Here is a 22827-nt window from a genome sequence, read left to right on the forward strand (position 1 = left end):
GGCGGCTTCACCATGAGCTCCACCGCAAGCGCCGTGGCCGGCAGCGCTGCCGGCACCGCCACGGCTGCCGCGCGCCCTGGGCGCTGGCAGTTCTGGGGACGGCTGATGGTCGTGCCCTACCTGCTGGTTTTCGCGGTCTTCGTGCTGTACCCGGTGTGCTACGGGCTCTGGCTGGCGCGCCATCCGCAGAGCTACGTGCACCTGGTCGAGGACCCGATCTTCTTCCGATCGGTGGTCAACACCTTCGTGTTCCTGGTGGTGGCGATCAACGTGAAGATGCTGACGGCGCTGGTGCTTTCGGGCTTCTTCGTGCAGTCGCGCTGGTGGATCAAGATCCTGGGAGGCATCTTCATCCTGCCCTGGGCGATGCCTTCGATCCCGACCATCCTGTCGGTGCGCTTCATGCTCAACCCGGAGTGGGGGGTGATCAACACCACCATCTTCCGGCTGACCGGCGCCGACGGCCCCAACTGGCTCAACGATCCGACGCTGGCGCTCGGCTTCGCGATGCTGATGCACATCTGGAAGTCGCTGCCCTTCTGGACGCTGATCCTGGTGGCCGGCCGGCTCGCGATCCCGAGCGAGCAGTACGAGGCGGCCTCGGTCGACGGCGCGACGTCGTGGCAGAAATTCCGCTACATCAGCTGGCCTTCGCTGCGCACGCTCTACCTGACCTCCACCATCCTCTCGATGATCTGGACGCTCGGCGATTTCAACAGCGTCTACCTGCTGACCGGCGGCGGGCCGGCCGACCTGACGCATGTGCTGGCGACGCTGGGCATCCGCTATCTCAGGCTGGACCAGGTGGACCTGTCGATGGCGTCGATCGTGGTCGCGATGCCGCTGGTGCTCCCCTTGGTGTACTTCATGATGAAGAGACTCTCCAAATGAAGCGCCTGACCTTCAAGTCCGTGACGACGGAAGCCAAGCTGCTGCTGATCGGCATTCCGGTGCTGCTGTGGACGCTGATCCCGGTCTACCACATGGTGCTGTTCGCGATTTCGCCGCGGGACTCTGCGACCTCGGGGCGGCTCTGGCCGACGGCGCCGACGCTGGACAACTTCCGCATCGTCTTCCAGCAGAAGCATTTCTACCTCGACCATTTCTGGGTGCAGCTGGGCAATTCGCTGCTGATCGCGGTTTCGGTCGGCGTGCTCACGCTCTTCGTCGCGACCACGGCGGCCTTCGCGATCAGCCGGCTCAAGGTGCGCGGTGGCCGCACGGTGATGAACATGGCACTGTTCACCTACTTCATCCCCGCGGCCTTCCTGGCGGTGCCGATGTACAAGACCATGGGCAACTACGGGCTGCTCAACAGCCAGTGGGCGCTGATCCTCGCAATGGTGACCATTGCGTCGCCGTACTGCATCTGGGTGCTCAAGCAGGCTTCGGACAAGCTGCCCTACGAGCTCGACGAAGCCGCGCGCATGGACGGCGCCTCGCCGCTGCAGCTGTTCCGCCTGGTGTACCTGCCGCTGATGGTGCCCTCGCTGGTGGCGGTCGGCACCTACTCGCTGCTGCTGGCGTGGAACGAGTACCTCTATGCCTTCCTGCTGCTGTCGAACGACCGCAGCGTCACGCTGGCGGTCGCGCTCGGCAATTTCCTCGCGGCAGACGACTCGCCCTGGGAGCTGCTGATGGCCACCGGCCTGATCTACGCGCTGCCGCCGGCGGCGATCTACTACGCCTTCAAGCGCTACATGGTCGGCGGCCTTACCGCGGGCGCCGTGAAGAGCTGAGAACGCAAGGGACGAACAGAAGATGGCAACCGTATCCTTCCGCAACGTCAAGAAATCCTTCGGCAAGACCGAGATCATCCAGGGCCTGGGCTTCGACATCGCCGACGGCGAGTTCGTGGTGCTGGTCGGGCCCTCGGGCTGCGGCAAGTCGACCTTGCTGCGCATGCTGGCGGGCCTGGAGGACATCACCGGCGGCGAGATCCTGATCGACGGCCGGGTGGTGAACGAGCTCGAGTCCAAGGACCGCGACATCGCGATGGTGTTCCAGAGCTACGCGCTCTATCCGCACATGACGGTGGGCGAGAACATGGGCTTCAGCCTGCGCCTGCGCAATGCAGACAAGGGCGTCACCGAGCAGCGCGTGGCAGACGCCGCGAAGATCCTCAACCTCGATGCGCTGCTCGGCCGCTACCCGCGGGAGCTCTCGGGCGGCCAGCGCCAGCGGGTGGCCATGGGGCGCGCGATCGTGCGAGACCCGAAGGTCTTCCTGTTCGACGAGCCGCTGTCCAACCTCGACGCGAAGCTGCGTGTGGCGATGCGCGCCGAGATCAAGGCACTGCACCAGCGGCTCAAGACCACCACGGTGTATGTCACGCACGACCAGATCGAGGCCATGACCATGGCCGACCGCATCGTGGTGATGCACGACGGCATCGTCGAGCAGATCGGCACGCCGCTGGACCTCTACGACCGGCCCGAGAACCTGTTCGTGGCGCAGTTCATCGGCTCGCCGGCGATGAACGTGGTCGAGGGGGTGCTGCGGCGCAACGGCCAGGGCGCGAGTGTCGAGGCCCATGGCGCGCACTGGCCCGCGCCGGCCGCGACCCAGGCGGCCGACGGCCAGGCGGTGCACTACGGCATCCGCCCCGGCGACATCGTGCTGGCCGACGCCGGCAGCGGCGTGCCGGCCCGCGTGATCGTGGTGGAGCCCACCGGCAACGAGACGGAACTTCTCGTGCAGGTCGGGGAAGCCAAGCTCAGCCTGGTGGTGCATGGCCGCGTGCAGGCGGCGCCGGACGACACCATCGGCCTGGTGATCCGCCCCGACAGCGCGCACCTGTTCGACCGGCAGAGCGCGCGCCGGCTGAACTAGGAACGCAGCGCATTGCGTAGGTCAACGGCTTTGCGACCCGGCAATAAAAAAAGGGCGCCGTAGCGCCCCTGGTGTGGAATGTGGGTCGTGGGCTCAGCGGCCGAACGAGCGGCCGCCACCACCACCGCCATATCCGCCACCACCGCCGGAGCGCCCGCCGCCACCGCCGGGGCGGCCTCGGCCACCGCCGCCGCCACCACCACCGCGACGTCCGCGACCGCCGAAGCTGTCGACACTCGTGCGCAAGGGATCGGGTTGGCCTGCCACGCCGACGATGGCCTCGGCACGCTGGTGAGCCACCGCGTCGGCTTGCGTCGGGCTGTGGGTGTTGCCGTGGTGGCGCGGCTGGCGCTCCTCATGCGGCAGGTGGTTCTGCGCGTGGTGAGGTGCATGATGCGGCGCGTGGTGCGGCGCGCGCGCGGGGCCCGGGCCGCGGCCAGCTTGAGGGCGCGGACCCAGGCCTTGGCCCTGGCCGCCGCCGCTGCGCCCTGCCGGGGCACCCTGGCCGCCGTTGCCGCGGCGCTGTCCGCCGCCGTTGCCGTTGCCGCCATTGCCCCGTTCGCCCTGGCCCGTCTTGTTGTCGCGGATGCGCTGCATCATCTCCTGGCGCGCGGCCTTGGCCGCCGCCTGCATCACCTCGCGGCTCGGCGGGCGGCCGGCACCGCCCCACAGGGTCTGGCGGCCCATGGCGATGGGCTCGGCGCGCTCGCCTTCCTCGGGGCCGAAGCCCTCGATGACCTTGACCGGGATCTGCTGCTTGGTGAAGCGCTCGATCTCCTGCATGAAGCCTTCCTCGTCCAGGCAGACCAGGCTCACCGCCTCGCCGCTGGCACCCGCGCGGCCGGTGCGGCCGATGCGGTGCACGTAGTCTTCGCTGATGTTGGGAATCTCGTAGTTCACCACGTGCGGCAGCTCGTCGATGTCGATGCCGCGCGCCGCGATGTCGGTCGCCACCAGCGCGCGGATCTCGCCGCTCTTGAAGCCGGCCAGAGCCTGGGTGCGCGCGCTCTGGCTCTTGTTGCCGTGCAGCGCCATGGCCTGGATGCCGTTCTTGCAGAGGAATTCGGCCACGCTGTTGGCGCCGAACTTGGTGCGGGTGAAGACGAGCACCTGGCTCCAGTCGTGCTCGTTGATGATGTGGGCGAGCAGGGCCTTCTTCTTGCCGCGGCCCACTGGGTGGATCACCTGCGAGATGCGCTGCACGGTGGTGTTGCGCGGCGTGACCTGGATGCTCTGCGGGTTCTTGAGCAGCGTGGCGGCCAGGTCGCGGATCTCGTCGCTGAAGGTGGCCGAGAACAGCAGGCTCTGCTTTTCGGTGGGCACCAGGGCGAGGATCTTCTTCACGTCGTGGATGAAGCCCATGTCCAGCATGCGGTCGGCCTCGTCGAGCACCAGGATCTGCACGGTGGAGAGATCGAGCATGCCCTGCTGCTGCAGGTCGAGCAGGCGGCCTGGGGTAGCCACCAGGATATCGACGCCGCTCTTGAGCCTGCTGATCTGCGGGTTCATGCCCACGCCGCCGAAGATCACGGTGGAGGTCAGCTGCAGGTACTTGCCGTAGGTGCGCACCGATTCCTCGACCTGGGCGGCGAGTTCGCGGGTGGGGGTCAGCACCAGGGCACGCACGCCGGTGCCGCCGAACTTGTTGGTGGCGCTGCGGCTCATCGTGAGCTTGTGCAGCAACGGAAGCGTGAAGGCGGCGGTCTTGCCGGTGCCGGTCTGGGCGCCGCCGAGGAGGTCGTGGCCTTCGAGCACGGCGGGGATCGCCTGGGCCTGGATCGGGGTGGGGGTTTCGTAGCCCTGCTCGTGCACGGCTTTCAAGATGGCCGGGGCCAGCTTCAGTTCGTCAAAGTTCATTGAGTTCAAACAAGCGCCTTCCACGGCGCAGTGGTATCAGCCCACCCGGGCGTCTTGATGACGTCGGGCCAGTAGAGGCAGATGAGGGTCAGGAGTGGAGCGCGAGGGGCCTGGATTCTGGGCCTTCTTCGTCCTCGGCAGAGAGCCGGTGTTGCGGGCAACTGGACCCGGCAACGCTGTGCATTGTCGCACGACTCGGATGGACCTTCCGAAACCCCGGGTTCATCGGCGTGCCAGGTAGACGTACATGCCCTGGATGGGCTCGCGCTGGTCTTCGCGGATCGGCGCACGAACCAGCTGCAAAAGATCGAACCCGTGCCGCGCGGCCAGGGTGCGCAGGTAGCGTTCGGATTGCGCATAGCGCAGGCTCGGCAGCAGCTCGAAGTCGGCCGCTTCGCTGGCGGTGCACTCGGCCGAGAAGCAGAAGAGCCCGTGGGGCTCCATGGCGCGGCCCAGCGCTGCGAAGACCGGTTCGAGGTCGCCGACGTAGATGAAGACATCGGCCGCCGTGACCAGGTCGTAGCGCTCATCCGTGTCTTGCAGATGGTCCACGATCTCTGCGTGCACGAGCCGGTCGTAGAGCCCGAGCGCCTGCGCCTTCTCCAGCATCAGGCTCGACAGGTCGACGCCCGCGAGCCTTTGCGTCATCGGCTTGAGAAAGGGCGCGCAGAGGCCGGTGCCGCAGCCGAGGTCGAGCGTGGAGCGGAAAGGCCCACGGCCCAGCTCCGCGAGATGTCGGGCCAGCGTGCTGTGGGCGCGGTAGCCCAGCACGCCCACCAGGTGCGCATCGAACTGCTCGGCGTAGTCATCGAAGAGCGTCTCGACATAGTGGCCCGGCGCCGAAGGCGGAACGGGCTGCGCCGAGACAGAGGCCAGGTAGTAGCGGTGCAGTTCGGGATCGGCGCCGTGCGCCATCGCCTGCCTGAAGGCCTCGGCGGCTTCCTCGTGGCGCTTCATCTCGCGCAGGATGCCGCCCCGGTTGCTCCAGGCCTGCGCCAGGCCGGGATCGGCGGCCAATGCGCGCTCGTAGGAGGCGAGGGCGCGCGCGGGCTGGTCCAGCGCCTGCAGGGTCTGGCCGTGGCGCAACCAGGGTTCCGCAGCGCCCGGCGGGGCGAGCGCCAGCGACTTCTCATAGCTGAGCAGGGCTTCCTGGTGACGATTCAACTGCCCGAGGGCGCTCGCCTTGTGGAACCAGGCATCCGCGTTGCCGGCCTCGAGCGACAGCACCTGCTGCGCAGTCGCCAGCGCCTCCTGCGGGCGCAAGAGCTTCAGCTGCGTCGCGGCAAGATTGACCAGGGTGGAGACGCGGCCCGGAAGCAAGGCCAGAGAAGCCTGGAAGCACCGTTCGGCGGCGTCGAAGCGGCCTTGCTCGAAATCCTGCAGCCCTTCGAGGAACAGTTTGCGTGCCTGCTCGAAGGCGTCGTGGGTGGGCGTTGCGCACATGGATGAAGAGGGCTGGGCCGGTGTGGGCAGGTCTCGCAAGCCGGTATCGCCCGAGAATAGCAGTGGCTCGATCCGCCTTGGAAGGGCCTGCGTTAGACTTGGCGGCAGACCCGGTCGGAAATCGCGCTGCAGCAGCAAGCGCATGCCAGAAGGCGGATTCGCACTCGATCCTTGCGCAAGATCGGTGCCTCCCCGGTTTCCCGGCCACCCCGTGCAGCCCCCATCATCGGACACAGATAGCCATGGCCCAGTACGTCTACACCATGAACAAGGTCAGCAAGACCGTGCCGCCCAAGCGGCAGATCTTGAAGGACATTTCGCTTTCCTTCTTCCCCGGCGCCAAGATCGGCGTGCTGGGCCTGAACGGCTCGGGCAAGTCCTCGCTGCTGAAGATCATGGCCGGCATCGACAAGGAATTCGAAGGCGAGGCCTTGCCCATGCCCGGCCTCACGATCGGTTACCTTGAGCAGGAGCCCAAGCTCAACCCGGCGCACACGGTGCGCGAGTCGGTCGAGGAAGCGATGGGCGCGGTCTACGCGGCCAAGGCGCGGCTCGAGGAGGTGTACGTGGCCTACGGCGCGGAAGACGCCGACTTCGACGCGCTGGCGGCCGAGCAGGCCGAGCTCGAAGCCATCATCGCGACCGCCGGTACCGACTCCGAGCACCAGCTCGAGATTGCCGCCGACGCGCTGCGCCTGCCGCCGTGGGAAGCCAACATCGGCGTGCTCTCGGGCGGCGAGAAGCGCCGCGTGGCGCTGTGCCGGCTCCTGCTTTCCAAGCCCGACATGCTGCTGCTCGACGAACCCACCAACCACCTGGACGCCGAATCGGTCGAGTGGCTCGAAGTGTTCCTGCAGCGCTTTCCGGGCACCGTGGTGGCCATTACCCACGATCGCTACTTCCTCGACAACGCGGCCGAGTGGATTCTCGAACTCGACCGCGGCCGCGGCATCCCGTGGAAGGGCAACTACAGCACCTGGCTCGAGCAGAAGGGCGAACGGCTGGCTCAGGAGCAGAAGAGCGAGGAAGCCCACGCCAAGGCGCTGAAGAAGGAACTCGAATGGTCGCGCCAGAACCCCAAGGCGCGCCAGGCCAAGAGCAAGTCGCGCCTGGCCCGCTTCGAGGAACTGTCCGACTACGAATACCAGAGGCGCAACGAGACGCAGGAGATCTTCATCCCCGTGGCGGAACGCCTGGGCAACCAGGTGATCGAGTTCAAGAACGTCAGCAAGTCCTTCGGTGACCGCTTGCTGATCGACAACCTGAGCTTCGAGATTCCCGCCGGCGCCATCGTCGGCATCATCGGCCCGAACGGTGCCGGCAAGTCCACGCTCTTCAAGTTGATCGCGGGCAAGGAGAAGCCGGACAGCGGCGAGGTGGTGGTCGGCCAGACGGTCAAGATGGCCTTCGTCGACCAGTCCCGCGATGCGCTCGGCAACGACAAGACGGTGTGGGAAGACATCTCGAACGGCCTCGACATCATCAACGTCGGCAAGTTCCAGATGGCGAGCCGCGCGTATGCCGGCCGTTTCAACTTCAACGGCGCCGACCAGCAGAAGAAGGTCGGCACGCTCTCCGGCGGCGAGCGCGGCCGGCTGCACCTGGCCAAGACCCTGATCGCCGGCGGCAACGTGCTGATGCTGGACGAACCCTCGAATGACCTGGACGTCGAGACGCTGCGCGCGCTCGAGGACGCACTGCTCGAGTTCGCGGGCTCGGTCCTCGTGATCAGCCACGACCGCTGGTTCCTCGACCGCATTGCGACCCACATCCTTGCGGCCGAGGGCGACAGCCAATGGACCTTCTTCAACGGCAACTACCAGGAGTACGAGGCCGACAAGAAGAAGCGCCTGGGCGAAGAAGGCGCCAAGCCGCATCGAATGCGCTTCAAGGCGCTGAAGTAGAAGACGGCGTGCGCTGACACCACCGGCCTGCGATCCGGCGTCCACTTCCAATCGGGTGCGTAGAGCACCGGAAGGAGCGGACATGGCAGCGGCAGCATGGCGGTGGACTGCGGGGGCTACGCTTTTTCTCGCGGCTTGCGGCGGGGGTGGGGGCGGCGGCAGCGTCGCGATCAATGCCTTCGGCGTGTCCGGGTCGGGCACTCCCGCACCGGCGCCGGCTCCGCCGCCCGGGCCTGCACCGGCCCCCGCGCCGGCCCCTGCACCTGCGCCGGCGCCCGCGCCGGCGCCCGCGCCGATGAACGTCAAGGTGGTCGAACTGGCGAGCGGGTTCGCCAATCCCTGGGGCCTCGCCTTCCTGCCCGACGGCAAGCTGCTGGTGACGCAGCGCGGCGGCCAGATTCGCCTGCGCAATCCCGACGGCACGCCGGTGAACGGCGGCGCTGACCAGGTCAGCGGCGTGCCCGCGGTCGAGGCGGTGGGGCAGGGCGGGCTGCTCGACGTCGCCGTGGACCCCGCCTTCGCCAGCAATCGCCGCATCTACTTCAGCTACGCGGAGCGCGACGGCGCCGACGCCAGCTTCAACGGCACGGCGGTCGCGCGCGCCGAGCTCGACGTGGCCAACCGCAGCCTGGCCAATGTGCTCGTGATCTTCAGGCAGCAGCCGAAGGCGCAGAGCAGCGCGCACTTCGGCTCGCGCCTTGTTTTCGATCGCAGCGGCCACTTGTTCGTGACCCTGGGCGAGCGCTCCAACACCGACCAGCGCGGCTTTGCCCAGGACCTCACGCGTGGCCACGGCAAGGTGATGCGCATCACCACCGACGGCGCGCCGGCGCCGGGCAATCCGAATTTCGGCGTGGCCGGCGCGCAGCCGCAGATCTGGAGCTACGGCCATCGCAACGTCCAGGGCGCGGCGCTGCACCCGGCCACCGGCGATCTGTGGGTGAGCGAGCATGGCGCGCAGGGCGGCGACGAGGTCAACCTCGCGCTGCCGGGCAGGAACTACGGCTGGCCGATCATCAGCTACGGCCAGGAGTACGGCACCCTCACGCAGGTCGGCGAGGGCACCGCCAAGGCCGGCATGGAACAACCGCTCAGCTATTGGGAGAAGGCCGACGGCTCGGCCTGGACGGCGGGCACGCCCAAGTCCTCCATCGCACCCAGCGGCATGGTCTTCTACACCGGCGATGCGCTGCCCGACTGGAAGGGCAGCCTGTTCGTCGGCGCACTGGCAGGGACGGCACTGTGGCGGCTCACCCTCAGCGGCAACACGGTGACCGCGCGCGAACGCCTGCTGGCCGATCGCGGCGAGCGCATCCGCGACGTGCGGCAGGGGCCCGACGGCTGGCTCTACGTGCTGACGGACAGCAGCAACGGCAAGCTGTTGCGGCTGGAGCGCTGAGCCCGCCAGCTCGCGATCTGGTCCGCCATCGCCGTCTGATCCTTCTGGCTCGCCGCCGCGCACCTAACCGGCTGCGCGCGGCATTCGTGCCAGCACCCGCTTGCGCACCGCGTAGATGTTATTGCGCAGCGCGTAGAGCTCTTCCGCGTACGAGAGGGGCACCGCCACCTTGTTGACCACGCGGTCCAGGTTGTCCAGCTCCTCGATGAGCGCCTCGCGCTCGCCCTTGCCGGCTTCGAGCTTGTTCTCGACCTCGCGCAGCCGCGCATACCAGCGGAACACGCGCCGCCGAACCCGGAACTGATACAGCGGCGGCACCACGCGGCTGAGCGGCAGCATCAGCACCAGCAGGCCGCCCAGCACCAGCCACATGCGCTCCACCAGGTTGCTGGCCCAGAAGGGCAGGTAGCGCTGCCAGAAGGGCGGCGTGCCGTTGATGGCGCGGTCGCCCTCGGGGCTCACCGGCAACTCGCTGGTGCGGGTGTTCGGGAAGTCGCGCGCGCCGTTGAACCAGCCGGCGTCGCTGTGCAGGGTCTGCGCCGCTTGCGCGAAGAGCTGGCGCAGGGCGGGATGCGTTTGCTCGCGCGCCAGCAGCGAGGTGGTGGCCGCGACCAGCGGCTCGTCGTGCGGCGGCAGGTCGGTCGCCAGGTCGACCACGCCGCGCGGCAGGGTGACGGGCTGCAGGAAGGCGAAGCGGCGCGAATAGGCATCGCTCTGGCCGAAGTCCATGAGCCGGATGTCCGGCGCGCGCAGCAGCCGCTGCACCAGCGGCGACTGTGGCGCCGAGGCCAGCACGATCACGTCGAGCAGCCCGGCCTGCAATGCCTCCGTGGCAGGCGTCTGTTCGAGATTGGACAGCTGCAGCGCTTGCGGGTCCAGGTGGTTGGCGCGGAACATCCGCTCCATCACCTCGGGCACGCCGCTGCCGGGCTTGTCGACGTTGACGCGCAGGTCTTTGAACTGGGCGAGCGATGTGAGCCGCCCGCTCTTGCGGTCGATCGCCCGTGCTGCGTCGGCGCGGTAGAAAAACCACAGCGGTTCGTAGAACAGGCTGCCCAGCGAAGTCAGCCCCGCCTGCTCGTCCGCCACCGGGTCGGCGCTGCCGCCGCGCACGAAGCCCACATCGGCTCCGCCGCTGCGCAGCAGCTGCAGGTTGTCCTGCGAGCCGTCAGTGGGTTTCAACTCGACCTCGATGCCGTTGGCCTTGAGTGCCGCTGCATAGCGCTTGCCGAACTCGGCATAGGCGCTGCCCGAGGGCCCGGTGGCCAGCGTCACGCGTTTGGGCGGTTGCGGGTCCAGCCACCAGTAGGCGGCGATCAGGAGGCCGATCACGAGGAACACCACCGGTCCGGCGGAGGCGATCAGGTCGCGGATGGACAGGAGGATGAGGCGGATGGTTCGGGGCATGCAGCAGGCGGGTAGGGGCTTGGACGCGCTGAGGCGCGCGGGAGCGCATTTTGATTGGCTTTTCGCGCCGGCTCGGTTACAAAGCGCGTGCGAATTTCAGGGAGCACGAATGAAAACACGAACGTCCGAGGACGTATTGACCGGCGCCGCACGGTTCGTCAGTGACGGCGACAGCCTGGAGTGGTGGGTCGAGGAACTGCTGAAGGCCATCTTGCCGAGCGCCGCGGTGTTGTGCGGGCAGTCGATTCCGCATTCCGGCGGCTACACGTCCATCCAGACCTGGAGCTTCGGTCTTCCGCCCGCCTATGAGGCCGCGATCGTCTGCGTGGGAAGCAATGTCAGAAGCCCGGTTCTGACGAGGTTGATCCGATCCGGCGGTCCTGAGTTTTTCGACGTCGAGGAGGATCGGGGCGTTGACGCCGACCCTTTCTGGCGCGCGAGCTTCCGGCGTGCCGGTTGGTACAACGTGCTGGGGCTGTCGCATGTGGAGGGCCAGGGGGACGGGCGCGTGCTCACCGCGGCTGCGTTCTACAACGTGGGACAGGAGATGGTTGCGGATCGCCATGCGCTGCAGCAGCAGGTGATGCCGGCGTTGCATGCCGCACTCAGCCGCCTCTATCGCTGTGAGCAGGCCCGCGCCATCGCGAACCCTGCTGCCGTGCCTCAGCTGACATTCACGCCGACAGAGCGCGCCGTGCTCGACCTGCTGCTGCGAGGCATGACCAACAAGGAAATCGGTCGGCACCTCGGCAAGAGCGGGGAGACCATCAAGCGGCAGCTCGCCATGCTGATGAATCGGGTCGGCGTGAGGAACCGCGTGGAGTTGGCGCACCGGGTCCTGTCGGGCGAGCCGCCGGGTCCGGCGCAATCATCGGCGCGCTCGCGCATGAACGGCTTTGACCCGATCGGGTCATTTCGAATAACCCGATCGGGGGATTGAGGCGGCGGCGCGCTTCCCGCCAAATGCCGGGGTCTTGAGCGGTGGGTCGCCAAGAAGCATCAGTCACGGGGAGATCGATATGCGAATCAAGAGGTGCGCCCTTGCGCGCGCCGTGGTCCTTGCATGCTGCCGGGGTTGCCCTGCCTGGACCGCTCGGTGCCTTACGAATTCAGTGGACAGAGCGTCTTCGAGCGACGCCCTGCCGCCGCGGCATGTGTCGCAGTGGATTCCATCTGACACCGGCGCTTGAGAGCCGATGCCCAGTCTTGCCATGAAAGTGGCCTTGCTGTTCAAGGCGATTGCAATGCTGTTGCTATTGGGTCTTTCGATGGCTGCAGCAAGTCAGTGGATGGTCGGTTTCATCTTGCCGTGGGAATTTCTCGTGTATTACGGCATTGGCGTGATCGTCGTTGCGATGATCGTTGCGCTGGGCGCATTCCTCAATTTATTGATGGCAAAGCTGGTGAACAAGGCGGATTGAGCGACTGGTACAGCCATCGGCGATGCAGGGCTCATCTGCTCCACTGAATCGCCAAAGTGGACGGTCGTCGTTCGCGGGGGCAGACGCCCCCGGATCTGGCTTCCAGCAGCCCCGGCGCCTAACGCCAGACGTAATGCCCCGGAACGCGCCGCCCATGCTCCCGATGTGCAGGCACCCAGACCTTGTGCTTGCGGTGATGAGGCGTCACATGCTTGCGTTCCATGCGCGAATGCGGCGACGGATGCATGGGTTGCGCCATGGCAGCTGCGCACACGGCGCAGGCCGCGAGGGCGAGAAGGATTTTCTTCATGTTGGATCTCCTTGGATGAAGTGGTGAGTGCCCGAATCGGCACCCCGCGAGGCTAAGGCTTTTTGGCGCAGCCATGCAGGTCCGATAGTGGTTGCGGACTTGGCTTGCAGGCTTACCGATCGGTCAGCCCAGCTCCGAGGCGCCCGGGAAGACCCTTTCTCCGATCCGCACTGTGCGTGCCGCCCGCACCGCCCGCAGCGTCGCCCGTGCCACGACCTCGGCAGCCATCGTGCCCAGCACCGTCATCCCCGGTGCATCGCCCTCGAGCGGAACGCGCCCGGTGGCGAGCGCGAACAGGGTGTCTCCATCGCTCATGGTGTGCACCGGGTTGATCGCGCGCGCCAGGCCGTCGTGGGCCACGGCCGCGAGCCGGTTGGCCTGGACCTTGGTGAGCCGGGCGTCGGTCGCGATCACGCCCAGCGTGGTGTTGGTGCCTGCCAGCAGCGGCTGCGGCAGCTCGCCGCGCAGCAGGGCGCGGCGCGTGTCGAGCAAGGCCCCTCCGTCCTCGGTGCGCGCGCCGGCCACGACCTGCGCGGTATCCGGGTCGAGCACATCGCCGAGCGCGTTGCAGGCAATCAGCGCGCCGACAGTCACGCCGTTGACGGTGACCGAGGCACTGCCGATCCCGCCCTTCATCGCGCGGTGCAGACCGAAGAGCTTGCCCACCAGCGCGCCGCTGCCGGCGCCGACATTGCCTTCGGCGGGGACCGCCGTCGACGCGGACTCGCAGGCCGCGTAGCCAGCAGCGGCATCGGGACGGATGCGCGCATCGCCGACAGGCAGGTCGAACAGCACGGCGGCGGGCACGATCGGCAGGGTGCCGAAGCGCACGTCGAGGCCGATGCCGCGCTCCTCCAGCCAGCGCATCGCGCCCTCGGCCGCGGCCAGGCCCCAGGCGCTGCCGCCGGCGAGCATCACGGCATGCACCTGCTGGACCAAATTGCCGGGTGCGAGCAGATCGGTCTCACGCGTGCCGGGCGCGGCGCCGCGCACGTCCACGCCGGCCACTGCGCCTTCGCGCGCCAGGATCACGGTGCAACCGGTGGGGCGACGCGGATCGCTGAAATGGCCGACCTCGATGCCGGCGACGTCGGTGATGGCGCCCGCGTTCGGCGCCGTGGAAGAGGAACAGGGGGAGGGAGAAGGCTGCTGGGACATCGCCGACGATTATGGAACCGCCGGCCGAAGCGGCCTTCGGCCACGGTGCGGTGCGACTTCGGAGCGGCCGCGCGGCTGGCTCAGGCCCGCTTCGCTTGCGCGGCGTCCGCGCGGCCCAGCTCGCCGCGCGCCTGCCGCAGCACCGACCAGCCGCCGCTGAGGGCCAGCGCCGCCATCACCGCCGCGACCGCCAGGTCGGGCCAGGCCGAGCCGGTGCCGAAGACGCCGAGCGCCGCGAGCATCACCGCCACGTTGCCGATGGCATCGTTGCGCGAGCACAGCCATACGCTGCGCATGTTGGCATCGCCCTCGCGGAAGGCGTAGAGCAGCAGTGCGACGGCCACGTTCACGCCCAGGGCCAGCGCGCCCACCAGCCCCATGGTCAGCGCCTCGGGCGGCAGGCCCTGCGTTGCCGACCAGAAGGTCTTGCCGGCCACGAAGAGGCCGAAGCCCAGCATGCTGAGCCCCTTGAGCACGGCGGCGCGGGCGCGCCAGGCGAGGCCCATCGACAGTACCGCCAGCGTGACGCCGTAGTTGGCGGCGTCGCCGAAGAAGTCGATCGCATCGGCCAGGAGGGACACCGAACCCGAACGGAAGCCGGCGCCGATCTCGACCGCGAACATGAGGGCATTGAGCGCCAGCGCCACCCAGAGCACACGCCGATAGCGCGGCGTGTCGGCGGCCGAAAGGTGTTCATGGTCGTGATCGTGTTCGCAGCAGTTCGCAGACATGGTTTCTCCAGGGATGGCACGATTGGAAAGGTTGAAGTCACTGGAAGGTCAAGCCATGCCTGTCGCAATCCCGCCCGCCCAACAGGGTTACCGCATCGGCGATGCCGCCGCGAGGAGCGGCCTGAGCGCCACCAACATCCGCTACTACGAGAAGGAAGGCCTGGTCGAGCCGCAGGCGCGCGGCGACAACAGCTACCGGCTGTACACCGATGCCGACGTGCACCGGCTGCGCTTCATCCGCCTGTGCCGCGCGATGGACATGTCGCTGGACGAGGTGCGCGCGCTGCTCGGGCTGGACCTGCGCAGCAAGGCGGACTGCGCCGCGGCGAGCGTGGCGCTCGATGCGCACCTGGGCCATGTGCGGGAGCGCCTGCGCGAGCTTCGGTCGCTCGAGAAGGACTTGATCGCCCTGCGCGACTGCTGCGACGGCAGCGATGCGCAATGCCACATCATCGAGGCGCTGCACGCGCGTGCCGATGCGCAGCCCGCAGGCGAGGCACCGGGGACGCGGGCCACCCGCCACGTTTGAGCGCCGCCGCGGCAAGGGCGCTCAGGGCTTCGAGGGCGGCGGAAGCGCCAGCCCGCGCTCGCGCATCAGGTCGCGCAGCAGCGCAGGGTCGTCGGTGATGATGCCGTCCACCTGCCAGTCCATCAACCTCGCCATGTCGGCGCGCTGGTTGACCGTCCAGGGCACGACCTGGAACCCCAGCGCCTGTGCCTCCCGGACCTGCGCGGCCGTGAGGTCGTTGAAGGCCGGCGACCAGGTCACCTTGCCCGGGGCCGTGCCGGCGGCAGCCTTCACCAGGCGCGGCGCCGAGCCGAAATCCTCGAGCCGCAGGCCCGAGGTCCAGCGCGGGTCCCTGAGCGTGCGGCCGGTCGTGAGGTAGGCGCGCTGCAGCTGCGGCGCCCACTGGCCGACCAGCGCCAGCGTGCGCCAGTCGAAGCTCTGCACGGTCACGCGCGGGCCCATGCCCGCCTTGTCGATCTCGGCCAGCAGCGAGCGCACCATCAGATCCGGTGCCGCGGTCTCGTCGGGGCGCGCCGGATCGAGCTTGGTCTCGATGTTGAAGCGGACCTGCGTGGCGTTGCGCGCACGCACCCGATCGAAGAGCGCAGCCAGGGCCGGGATGCGCTCGCCGTCGCGCGGCACCTGCAGCGCGAACTGCTTGCCGTAGGGGGTCGCGGGGTCGATGCGGCCGACGTCGTAGGCCTGCAGCTGCGAGAACGTCAGAGTGCGGATCGCCGGGCCCTTGGCCGGAAGGAAGGCGCCATTCGCGTCGCGCGTGTGGTCGGGGTTGAGCACCGTGTCGTGCGAGATCACCACCACGCCGTCGGCAGTGAGGCCGATGTCGAGTTCGAGCGTGCTGACGCCAATGTCCATTGCGTTGTCGAAGGCCGCCAGCGTGTTTTCCGGCGCGAGCGCGCGGCCGCCGCGGTGGGCTTGAAGGTCGAAGGCTTGCCGGGGACCGGGCGCCAACGCCGAGCAGGCGGCGAGCAGCGAAGCGGTGAGCAGCCATGGCACGCAGGAGGGGAGCTTCATTTGAGTTCCACCTTGATGCCGTCCTGTTGCACGGTGATGTCACCGATCTCGTAGGTCTTGCGCCCCACGGTGAGCTCCTCCGCGGTGAAGGTGCGCAGCGGCTGGCCGCGCAGCAGTTCCTGCGCGACCAACGCGCCGATCTGCTGCAGGCGCTCGGCGTCTCGCCCGGTCACGCCCTGCAGCTCGAGCCGCTCGGCCTTCGGCTGGTCGAGCCGCAGCGCACGGGCCGGCGCGTCGTACTTGAGGGCGCTGCTGACCGAGACCACGCCCTCGACGGTGGAGGGCCGAAGCAGCGGGCTGGCGATGCTGAGCGCGGCCGTGATCGCGGCGCGGTTGGCCTCGGCGTCCAGGCCCAGCTGCGGATCGCGCAAGGCGACGGTGAAGATCTCGGCATAGCGCTGCTGAACCGGAAAGCGCCTGGCGATCTGCGCCTGCAGCTCTTCGCGGCTCGCGGTGTATTCGCTGGTGAAGAAATTGAAACCCGCCAGTGCCGTGAAAGGCGCTGGCGCTGCGGCGGCCCCGATGAGCGCGCGCAGGAGCAGACGACGGGACAGCGGTGGGAGAAAGCGGTACATACCGCTCGGAGCTTGCCACAGCCCGATGGTTCAGTTCAGTCGTGCAGGGATGAGAGGAACTGTTTCAGCTCGGCTGTCTGCGGATTGCCGAACAGCTCGGCCGGCGGCCCCATCTCGTGCACCCGGCCCTGGTGCATGAAGATCACGCGGTCGCTGACCTTGCGCGCGAAGCTCATCTCGTGCGTGACCATCAGCAGCGTCATCCCCTCGTCGGCCAGCGACTCGACCACGCGGAGCACCTCGCCCACCAGCTCGGGGTCGAGCGCGGAAGTGATCTCGTCGCACAGCAACACCGCAGGTTCCATTGCGAGGGCGCGCGCAATGGCCACGCGCTGCTGCTGGCCGCCCGAAAGCTGGTCGGGCATGGCATCGAACTTCTGCTCCAGGCCCACGCGGGTGAGCAGCTTGCGCGCCTGCGAGGCTGCTTCGAGGCTGCTGCGTTTCTTGACCAGCGTCGGCGCGAGCATCACGTTCCTGCCCACCGTGAGGTGCGGGAACAGGTTGAAGCTCTGGAAGATCATGCCCACGTGCTGCCGCAGCTCGCGCATGGCCATTGCGCTCTCGTGCAGCAGCGGCTTGCCATGCACCGTGAGCGAGCCCTCCTGGAACACCTCGAGGCCGTTGATGCAGCGAAGCAGCGTGCTCTTGCCCGAGCCGCTCTTGCCGATGATGGCGATCACCTCGCCGCGCCGGACATCGAGATCGATGCCCTTCAGCACCTCGTTGCTGCCGTAGGCCTTGCGCAGGGCGGTGATGCGGACGATGGGCGCGGCGCCCTTGGCGGGCGCAGCGGCGGGTGGGGCTTCAGCGATCAGCGCCATGGATCTTCCTTTCGAGGTTCTTGGCGTACAGGCTCACGGGAAAGCACAGCGCGAAATAGAGCAGGGCCACGCAGCTGAAGACCACGAAGGGCTTGAAGGTGGCGTTCGAGATCATGCTGCCGGCCTTCGTCAGCTCGACGAAGCCGATCACCGAGGCCAGCGCCGTGCCCTTGATCACCTGCACCAGGAAGCCCACTGTGGGCGCGATGGCGATGCGCTTGGCCTGCGGCAGGATCACATGGCGCATCTGCTCGCCGAAACTCAGCGCCAGGCTGCCCGAGGCCTCCCACTGGCCCTTGGGGATGGCGGCCACGCAGCCGCGCCAGATCTCGGTCAGGAAGGCGCTGGTGTAGAGCGTCAGCGCGACCGACGCCGCGGTCCAGGCCGAGACCTCGATGCCGAGCAGCGCGATGCCGAAGTAGGCCAGGAACAGCTGCATCAGCAGCGGCGTGCCCTGGAACAGCTGCACGTAGAGGCCGATCAGCCGATCGGCCAGCGGACCGCCCGACAGGCGCAGGAACAGCAGCAGGCCGCCCACCAGCCCGCCGCCGACAAAGGCGATGAGCGACAGCACCACCGTCCAGCGCAGCGCCAGCAGCAGGTTGCGCACGATGTCCCAGAGGGAGAACTCGATCATCGCCAGGCCTCCCGCCGGGCCGCCCCAAGGGAGGCCGCCGCCCCCTCGGGGGGCAGCGAGTACACGAAGTGACGAGCGTGGGGGCTTTTCATGCTACCTCCCGAAGAAGAACTTCGGCCCTGCCCAGTTGAGCAGCCGCCGTGCCGCCACCGAGAGCGCCAGGTAGATGGCGGTCGCGATGATGAAGGCCTCGAAGGCGCGGAAGTTGCGGCTCTGGATCAGGTTGGCCGCGTAGCTCAGCTCCTCGGTCGAGATCTGGCTGCACACGGCCGAGCCCAGCATCACGATGATGATCTGGCTCACCATCGCGGGCCAGACCTTCTTCATCGCCGGCGGCAGCACCACGCGCGTGAACACCTGCACCTTGTTGAGCGCCAGGCTCACGGCGGCTTCGATCTGGCCGCGCGGCGTGGCCTCGATGCCGGCGCGGATGATCTCGGTGGCGTAGGCGCCGAGGTTCATCACCATCGCGATCACGGAGGCCATCTCCGGCGAGAGCTTGAAGCCCGCGGCAGGCAGCCCGAAGAAGATGAAGAACAGCTGCACGATGAAAGGCGTGTTGCGGATCAGCTCCACGTAGCTGCCCACGATCCAGCGCAGCCAAGCCGGCCCGCTCGCCCGGGCCCAGGCGCAGGCGATGCCGACCGCCATGCCGATCAGCGTGGCGATGAGCGTGAGGCCCAGCGTCCATAGGACGCCCCTGACCAGCAGCGGCCATTGGCCGAGCACGGCCCCGAAGTCGAACTCGATGCCCATGGCGGCGCGGTGTCAGGACGGCAGGTCGCCGGCTTCCTTGCCGAGGAACTTCTTGGACATGGCATCGAGCGTGCCGTCCTTCTTGGCGGCCGCGATGATCTCGTTGACCTTGGCCTTCAGCGCATCCTCGCCCTTGGCGATGCCCACGTAGCAAGGGCTGTCCTTGAGCAGCAGCTTGTACTCGGCGCCCAGCTGAGGGTTCTTCTGCATCATGTTCACAGCGACCGCGGCGCTGGTGGCGATGGTCTGCGTCTGGCCGGCGACGAAGGCGGCGATGGTGGCGTTGTTGTCCTCGAAGCGCTTGTAGTCGACGTTGGCCGGTGCCACCTTGGCGAGCTCCTGGTCTTCCATCGCGCCGCGCGTCACGGCCACGCTCTTGCCGGCCATGTCGGCAAAGCTCTTGATGGCGAGGCCCTTGGACGCATACACGGCCTGGAAGAAGGGTGCATAGGCGGCGCTGAAGTCGATCACCTTCTCGCGCTCGGCATTCTTGCCCAGCGTGGAGATCACGAGGTCGGCCTTCTTCGTCTGCAGGTAGGGGATGCGGTTGGCGCTGGTGACGGGTACCAGCTCGGCCTTGACGCCCAGCTTGGCGGCGATGAGCTTCGCCATTTCCACGTCCAGGCCCTGGGGTGCCATGTCGGGGCCGACGAAGCCGTAGGGCGGGTAGTCGGTGGGAATCGCGACCTTGAGGGTCTTGGACTTCAGCACGTTGTCGAGCGCGCTCTGGGCCGGGGCGGCGCCGGTGGCGAGCAGGGCGGACGTTGCGAGGCCGAGGACGAACAGGCGGCGGGAAAACTTCATAGCAGGGCTCCTAGGTAAGTCGATGAATCGTCGGGTGGGGATGGGGCGTCGGAGACCTTGGCTCGAGCGCGGGTACGCAAGACCTGTGCCTTGGGCTTCGGGGCGCCGGGCGGGTTGTCGAGCGGCGCGAGCGCATCGCGCAGCTGCGCCAGCGGATCGGCCTGGCTCTGCACGCGCAGCGCCGACTGCACGGTGCCGATGTGCTCGGTCATCAGCGCCTCGGCGCCGGCCGCGTCGCCGCGCTCCAGCGCCGCGACGATGCGCACGTGGTCCTCGCAGGACTGCGCCGCGTCGTGCGAGGACTGGTAGAGCATCGCGATCAGGGTGGTGCGCGCGGTGAAGTCGCGCAGCGTGTCGGCCAGCAGTGAATTGCCCAGGCATTCGGCCAGGCACACGTGGAAGTCGCCCAGCAGGAAGCTGCGGGTGCCGACATCGCTGCCCCTCAGGGCCGCCTTCTCACGCTGCAGGTGCGTCTTGAGCGAGCGCAGCGCCTCCTTGCCGATGCGGCCGGCGCTTCGGATCAGGCCGGACTCGATCACGCGGCGCGCCTCGAAGGCCTCGCGCGCCTCGTCCTGCGACGGCTCGATCACGAACCAGCCGCGCCTGGCGCTCACGGTCACGATGCCGCGCGCCGCCAGCCGCGTGAGCGCCTCCCGCACGATGGTGCGGCTGCAATCGAACAGCATCGCGAGCTGCTGCTCGCCCAGGCGCGAGCCCGGGGCGAGCTTCTGCGCCATCACGGCTTCGACGATGCGGGCGCTGATTTCGGGGGCGGTGATGGACATGCGCCTGCATACCAGCAGCTTTCGTGCCTGCTGGTATGCAAGGCGTGTGCACCAAATCGGGTGGCGCCTGCCCGCGGCGCGTGCACCGCCAGGAAGAGGCTCAGTTCCCGAGCGTGGCCTTCAGCGTGATCTCGGGCACGCTCGCCAGCGCCTTCGACAGCGGGCAGCCGGCCTTGGCGCCGGCGGCGAGCTCCTGGAACTTCGCCTCGTCGATGCCAGGAATCACGGCTTCCAGCTCGAGCTGGATGCGGTCGATCTTGAAGCCAGGGCCGTCCTGCGCGAGGCGCACCGCGGCCTTGGTGTCGATGCGGGTGGCGGTGAAGCCGGCGCCTTCCAGCGCGAAGGCGAGGGCCATCGTGAGGCAGCCCGCATGCGCCGCACCCAGGATCTCCTCCGGGTTCGTGCCCGTGCGATCGTCCTCGAAGCGGCTCTTGAAGCCGTAGGGATAGTCCTTGAGTGCGCCCGTCTCCGTGCTGATCCGGCCCTTGCCGGTCTTGCCGGCGCCTTCCCAGTGAACACTTGCGCGCTTGTCTGCTGCCATGAGAGCTCCTCGGTGGTGGTGGGGTGAAGGAGCCGATGTTGTACGCCGGAACAGGTGACATGTCTGTCGGCCGCCGGGATGAGCGAGCATCTCCACTTGCAGAGTCGCCGATGCGACGCGGTGGGGGCTTCCCCGATACGTCCGGCCCGTGTGGCATCGTAGGCTTGCCCGTCCCCATGGAGTCCGTATGGATCGCCCGCACTACAAGTTCTGGCCGCAGCGCCTGCCCCGTTCGATCACCGTCCCGGCCACCTCGCTGTGGCACAACCTCGCCACCGCCGCCGAGCGCTTCCCGGACAAGACCGCGCTGGTTTTCTTCGGCAGCGAGACCTCGTATCGCGAGCTCGCCGAGCAGGTCGAGCGGCTGGCCGGCCAACTGCATGCGCTGGGCGTGAAGCGCGGCGACCGCGTGGTCCTGGACATGCAGAACTGCCCGCAGCTGGTGATCGCGCATTTCGCCATCCTGCGCGCCAATGCGGTGGTGGTGCCGGTCAACCCGATGAACCGGGCCGAGGAGCTCAAGCACTACATCACCGATCCGGACGCCAAGGTGGCCATCACCACCGGCGACCTGGCGCCCGAGCTCGTCAAGGCCAGCGACGCGCTCGCGCCCGGCGAGCGCCTGGCGCACCTGATCGTCACGCAGTTCACCGACGCCTTCGACCCGGACGCGCAGGGCGACGAGGCGCCGCCGCCGGGCTGGCGGGACTGGCTGCTCACCCGCCATCCGCTGCCTTCGCTGGCCGGCGGCCGCGTCATGGCCTGGACCGAGGCGCTGGCCGCGGGCCACGCGCCGCCCGCGCATGCGGTGGGCGCCAACGACATGGCGCTCCTGCCCTACACCAGCGGCACCACCGGCCTGCCCAAGGGGTGCATCCACCATCACTCCAGCCTGATGCACAACGCCTACGCCTGCCAGCTATGGGGCCTGAGTTCGTCGGAGACGGTGGTGCTGGCGGTGGTGCCGATGTTCCACATCACCGGCACGGTGAGCGTGCTGCATACCGCCATCATGAGCGCGGCCACGCTGGTGGTCATGCCGCGCTGGGACCGCGAGGTGGCCGGCCGGCTGATCTCGCGCCGCAAGGTCACCAGCTGGACGAACATCCCCACCATGGTGATCGACCTGCTGGGTAGCCCGAACTTCGCGAGCTTCGACCTCAGCAGCCTGGTCCACATCGGCGGCGGGGGTGCGGCGATGCCGCAGGCGGTGGCGCAGCGGCTCTACGAGCAGTACGGGCTCAAGTACGCGGAAGGCTACGGGCTCACCGAGACCGCGGCGCCTTCGCACACCAATCCCTTCGACAACCCCAAGCAGCAGTGCCTGGGCATCCCCTTCATCAGCACCGATGCGCGCGTGGTCGACCCCGACACGCTGCAGGAGATGCCGATCGGCGAATCGGGCGAGATCATCATCCACGGGCCCGAGGTGTTCCAGGGCTACTGGAAAAGGCCCGACGCGACCGAGGCGGCCTTCGTGGAGTTCGAGGGCAAGCGCTTCTTCCGTTCCGGCGACATGGGCCGCATGGACGAGGACGGCTACTTCTTCATCACCGACCGCCTCAAGCGCATGATCAACGCCAGCGGCTTCAAGGTCTGGCCGGCCGAGGTCGAGCTCCTGATGTTCCGCCACCCGGCGATCCAGGAGGCGTGCGTGATCTCCACGAAGGATGCCTACCGCGGCGAGTCGGTCAAGGCGGTGGTGGTGCTGCGCGCCACCCACAAGAACACCACCGAGCAGGAGATCATCGACTGGTGCCGCGAGAACATGGCCGTGTACAAGATCCCGCGCACCGTGCAGTTCGTCGATGTGCTGCCCAAGAGCGGCAGCGGCAAGGTGATGTGGCGGTTGCTGCAGGAGGCGGAAAGCGGCGCGAAATAAAGAATTGATGCGGGCAAGCCCGTG

General features: G+C 68.1%; 23 protein-coding genes. 9 read left to right on the plus strand and 14 right to left on the minus strand.

Annotated features, from left to right (window positions below; genetic code table 11):
• Nucleotides 1-12: 12 nt before the first annotated feature.
• From E5P3_RS13105 to E5P3_RS13115, 3 genes are read left to right on the plus strand one after another with little or no spacing between them, the layout of a single operon-like run.
• A complete protein-coding gene (locus E5P3_RS13105) occupies nucleotides 13-891 on the plus strand; it encodes a carbohydrate ABC transporter permease (protein WP_162586378.1) in 879 nt (292 codons plus the stop codon).
• Nucleotides 888-1739 (plus strand): carbohydrate ABC transporter permease, encoded by an 852-nt coding sequence (locus tag E5P3_RS13110; protein WP_162586379.1) that lies wholly within the window; start codon nucleotides 888-890, stop codon nucleotides 1737-1739. Before E5P3_RS13105 ends, E5P3_RS13110 begins: the two co-directional genes overlap by 4 nt.
• 22 nt (nucleotides 1740-1761) lie before the next feature.
• Nucleotides 1762-2832, plus strand: coding sequence for an ABC transporter ATP-binding protein (locus tag E5P3_RS13115; protein WP_162586380.1), 1071 nt, complete (start codon nucleotides 1762-1764; stop codon nucleotides 2830-2832).
• Nucleotides 2833-2925: 93 nt separating this feature from the next.
• On the opposite strand, the gene E5P3_RS13120 is transcribed toward E5P3_RS13115, so the two are convergent.
• Together E5P3_RS13120 and E5P3_RS13125 are read right to left on the minus strand one after the other, a co-directional pair.
• Nucleotides 2926-4689 carry a DEAD/DEAH box helicase gene (locus tag E5P3_RS13120; RefSeq protein WP_162586381.1) on the minus strand — a complete coding sequence of 588 codons (1764 nt, stop codon included), beginning with the start codon at nucleotides 4687-4689 and terminating at the stop codon, nucleotides 2926-2928.
• 222 nt (nucleotides 4690-4911) lie between these two features.
• Complete coding sequence (locus E5P3_RS13125) at nucleotides 4912-6171, minus strand: tetratricopeptide repeat protein (RefSeq protein ID WP_162586382.1); 1260 nt, start codon at nucleotides 6169-6171, stop codon at nucleotides 4912-4914.
• A 203-nt stretch (nucleotides 6172-6374) separates the two neighbouring features.
• Between E5P3_RS13125 and ettA the strand changes: the two genes are divergently transcribed.
• Both ettA and E5P3_RS13135 read left to right on the plus strand, forming a co-directional pair.
• Entirely contained in the window at nucleotides 6375-8036 is a 1662-nt protein-coding gene (gene ettA / locus E5P3_RS13130) for an energy-dependent translational throttle protein EttA (protein WP_162586383.1), read from the plus strand.
• Between the two features lie 82 nt (nucleotides 8037-8118).
• Complete coding sequence (locus E5P3_RS13135) at nucleotides 8119-9435, plus strand: PQQ-dependent sugar dehydrogenase (protein ID WP_162586384.1); 1317 nt, start codon at nucleotides 8119-8121, stop codon at nucleotides 9433-9435.
• Between the two features lie 63 nt (nucleotides 9436-9498).
• Here the strand turns inward: E5P3_RS13135 and E5P3_RS13140 are convergent, their stop codons facing one another.
• Entirely contained in the window at nucleotides 9499-10842 is a 1344-nt protein-coding gene (locus E5P3_RS13140) for a TAXI family TRAP transporter solute-binding subunit (RefSeq protein WP_162586385.1), read from the minus strand.
• 109 nt (nucleotides 10843-10951) lie between these two features.
• Here E5P3_RS13140 and E5P3_RS13145 point away from each other — a divergent pair, with 109 nt between their 5' ends.
• Together E5P3_RS13145 and E5P3_RS13150 are read left to right on the plus strand one after the other, a co-directional pair.
• Entirely contained in the window at nucleotides 10952-11782 is an 831-nt protein-coding gene (locus E5P3_RS13145; RefSeq protein ID WP_162586386.1) for a helix-turn-helix transcriptional regulator, read from the plus strand.
• A gap of 256 nt (nucleotides 11783-12038) precedes the next feature.
• Nucleotides 12039-12263 carry a hypothetical protein gene (locus tag E5P3_RS13150; RefSeq protein WP_162586387.1) on the plus strand — a complete coding sequence of 75 codons (225 nt, stop codon included), beginning with the start codon at nucleotides 12039-12041 and terminating at the stop codon, nucleotides 12261-12263.
• Nucleotides 12264-12381: 118 nt separating this feature from the next.
• On the opposite strand, the gene E5P3_RS13155 is transcribed toward E5P3_RS13150, so the two are convergent.
• The 3 genes from E5P3_RS13155 to E5P3_RS13165 form a co-directional block, all read right to left on the minus strand.
• Entirely contained in the window at nucleotides 12382-12573 is a 192-nt protein-coding gene (locus tag E5P3_RS13155; protein WP_162586388.1) for a hypothetical protein, read from the minus strand.
• Nucleotides 12574-12696: 123 nt separating this feature from the next.
• Entirely contained in the window at nucleotides 12697-13731 is a 1035-nt protein-coding gene (locus E5P3_RS13160; RefSeq protein ID WP_162586389.1) for a P1 family peptidase, read from the minus strand.
• 80 nt (nucleotides 13732-13811) lie between these two features.
• Entirely contained in the window at nucleotides 13812-14462 is a 651-nt protein-coding gene (locus E5P3_RS13165; protein ID WP_162586390.1) for a cation transporter, read from the minus strand.
• A 55-nt stretch (nucleotides 14463-14517) separates the two neighbouring features.
• Between E5P3_RS13165 and E5P3_RS13170 the strand changes: the two genes are divergently transcribed.
• Nucleotides 14518-14991 carry a Cd(II)/Pb(II)-responsive transcriptional regulator gene (locus E5P3_RS13170; RefSeq protein WP_162586391.1) on the plus strand — a complete coding sequence of 158 codons (474 nt, stop codon included), beginning with the start codon at nucleotides 14518-14520 and terminating at the stop codon, nucleotides 14989-14991.
• A 21-nt stretch (nucleotides 14992-15012) separates the two neighbouring features.
• On the opposite strand, the gene E5P3_RS13175 is transcribed toward E5P3_RS13170, so the two are convergent.
• The 8 genes from E5P3_RS13175 to E5P3_RS13210 all read right to left on the minus strand — a co-directional run bounded on the left by E5P3_RS13175 (nucleotide 15013) and on the right by E5P3_RS13210 (nucleotide 20921).
• The gene (locus tag E5P3_RS13175; RefSeq protein WP_162586392.1) at nucleotides 15013-16002 is read right to left on the minus strand and encodes a glycerophosphodiester phosphodiesterase; all 990 of its coding nucleotides are present in this window, start codon (nucleotides 16000-16002) and stop codon (nucleotides 15013-15015) included.
• Nucleotides 15999-16577, minus strand: coding sequence for a DUF1439 domain-containing protein (locus E5P3_RS13180; protein ID WP_162586393.1), 579 nt, complete (start codon nucleotides 16575-16577; stop codon nucleotides 15999-16001). Before E5P3_RS13180 ends, E5P3_RS13175 begins: the two co-directional genes overlap by 4 nt.
• A gap of 35 nt (nucleotides 16578-16612) precedes the next feature.
• Nucleotides 16613-17398, minus strand: coding sequence for an amino acid ABC transporter ATP-binding protein (locus E5P3_RS13185; RefSeq protein WP_162586394.1), 786 nt, complete (start codon nucleotides 17396-17398; stop codon nucleotides 16613-16615).
• Nucleotides 17382-18035 carry an amino acid ABC transporter permease gene (locus E5P3_RS13190; RefSeq protein WP_162586395.1) on the minus strand — a complete coding sequence of 218 codons (654 nt, stop codon included), beginning with the start codon at nucleotides 18033-18035 and terminating at the stop codon, nucleotides 17382-17384. The genes E5P3_RS13185 and E5P3_RS13190 overlap by 17 nt, the downstream gene beginning before the upstream one ends.
• Before the next feature lie 93 nt (nucleotides 18036-18128).
• Nucleotides 18129-18791, minus strand: a complete 663-nt coding sequence (locus tag E5P3_RS13195; protein WP_162586396.1) for an amino acid ABC transporter permease — start codon at nucleotides 18789-18791, stop codon at nucleotides 18129-18131.
• 12 nt (nucleotides 18792-18803) lie between these two features.
• Nucleotides 18804-19595: a transporter substrate-binding domain-containing protein gene (locus E5P3_RS13200; RefSeq protein ID WP_162586397.1), complete on the minus strand. Its 792-nt coding sequence runs from the start codon at nucleotides 19593-19595 to the stop codon at nucleotides 18804-18806.
• Nucleotides 19592-20380, minus strand: coding sequence for a GntR family transcriptional regulator (locus E5P3_RS13205; RefSeq protein ID WP_162586398.1), 789 nt, complete (start codon nucleotides 20378-20380; stop codon nucleotides 19592-19594). Before E5P3_RS13205 ends, E5P3_RS13200 begins: the two co-directional genes overlap by 4 nt.
• A 100-nt stretch (nucleotides 20381-20480) precedes the next feature.
• A complete protein-coding gene (locus E5P3_RS13210; protein ID WP_162586399.1) occupies nucleotides 20481-20921 on the minus strand; it encodes an OsmC family protein in 441 nt (146 codons plus the stop codon).
• Between the two features lie 187 nt (nucleotides 20922-21108).
• Between E5P3_RS13210 and E5P3_RS13215 the strand changes: the two genes are divergently transcribed.
• The gene (locus tag E5P3_RS13215) at nucleotides 21109-22803 is read left to right on the plus strand and encodes a long-chain fatty acid--CoA ligase (RefSeq protein WP_162586400.1); all 1695 of its coding nucleotides are present in this window, start codon (nucleotides 21109-21111) and stop codon (nucleotides 22801-22803) included.
• Nucleotides 22804-22827: the final 24 nt, after the last annotated feature.

The organism is Variovorax sp. RA8, assembly GCF_901827175.1.
GTDB lineage: Bacteria > Pseudomonadota > Gammaproteobacteria > Burkholderiales > Burkholderiaceae_C > Variovorax.

Coding starts and splice junctions, on each gene's coding strand:
- E5P3_RS13165 (WP_162586390.1), bottom strand. CDS start 14,462: ATGTCTGCGAACTGCTGCGAACACGATCACGACCATGAACACCTTTCG.
- E5P3_RS13180 (WP_162586393.1), bottom strand. CDS start 16,577: ATGTACCGCTTTCTCCCACCGCTGTCCCGTCGTCTGCTCCTGCGCGCG.
- E5P3_RS13170 (WP_162586391.1), top strand. CDS start 14,518: ATGCCTGTCGCAATCCCGCCCGCCCAACAGGGTTACCGCATCGGCGAT.
- E5P3_RS13105 (WP_162586378.1), top strand. CDS start 13: ATGAGCTCCACCGCAAGCGCCGTGGCCGGCAGCGCTGCCGGCACCGCC.
- E5P3_RS13145 (WP_162586386.1), top strand. CDS start 10,952: ATGAAAACACGAACGTCCGAGGACGTATTGACCGGCGCCGCACGGTTC.
- E5P3_RS13155 (WP_162586388.1), bottom strand. CDS start 12,573: ATGAAGAAAATCCTTCTCGCCCTCGCGGCCTGCGCCGTGTGCGCAGCT.
- E5P3_RS13200 (WP_162586397.1), bottom strand. CDS start 19,595: ATGAAGTTTTCCCGCCGCCTGTTCGTCCTCGGCCTCGCAACGTCCGCC.
- E5P3_RS13115 (WP_162586380.1), top strand. CDS start 1,762: ATGGCAACCGTATCCTTCCGCAACGTCAAGAAATCCTTCGGCAAGACC.
- E5P3_RS13210 (WP_162586399.1), bottom strand. CDS start 20,921: ATGGCAGCAGACAAGCGCGCAAGTGTTCACTGGGAAGGCGCCGGCAAG.
- E5P3_RS13205 (WP_162586398.1), bottom strand. CDS start 20,380: ATGTCCATCACCGCCCCCGAAATCAGCGCCCGCATCGTCGAAGCCGTG.
- E5P3_RS13140 (WP_162586385.1), bottom strand. CDS start 10,842: ATGCCCCGAACCATCCGCCTCATCCTCCTGTCCATCCGCGACCTGATC.
- E5P3_RS13135 (WP_162586384.1), top strand. CDS start 8,119: ATGGCAGCGGCAGCATGGCGGTGGACTGCGGGGGCTACGCTTTTTCTC.
- E5P3_RS13110 (WP_162586379.1), top strand. CDS start 888: ATGAAGCGCCTGACCTTCAAGTCCGTGACGACGGAAGCCAAGCTGCTG.
- E5P3_RS13175 (WP_162586392.1), bottom strand. CDS start 16,002: ATGAAGCTCCCCTCCTGCGTGCCATGGCTGCTCACCGCTTCGCTGCTC.
- E5P3_RS13160 (WP_162586389.1), bottom strand. CDS start 13,731: ATGTCCCAGCAGCCTTCTCCCTCCCCCTGTTCCTCTTCCACGGCGCCG.
- E5P3_RS13215 (WP_162586400.1), top strand. CDS start 21,109: ATGGATCGCCCGCACTACAAGTTCTGGCCGCAGCGCCTGCCCCGTTCG.
- E5P3_RS13120 (WP_162586381.1), bottom strand. CDS start 4,689: ATGAACTTTGACGAACTGAAGCTGGCCCCGGCCATCTTGAAAGCCGTG.
- ettA (WP_162586383.1), top strand. CDS start 6,375: ATGGCCCAGTACGTCTACACCATGAACAAGGTCAGCAAGACCGTGCCG.
- E5P3_RS13190 (WP_162586395.1), bottom strand. CDS start 18,035: ATGATCGAGTTCTCCCTCTGGGACATCGTGCGCAACCTGCTGCTGGCG.
- E5P3_RS13195 (WP_162586396.1), bottom strand. CDS start 18,791: ATGGGCATCGAGTTCGACTTCGGGGCCGTGCTCGGCCAATGGCCGCTG.
- E5P3_RS13185 (WP_162586394.1), bottom strand. CDS start 17,398: ATGGCGCTGATCGCTGAAGCCCCACCCGCCGCTGCGCCCGCCAAGGGC.
- E5P3_RS13150 (WP_162586387.1), top strand. CDS start 12,039: ATGCCCAGTCTTGCCATGAAAGTGGCCTTGCTGTTCAAGGCGATTGCA.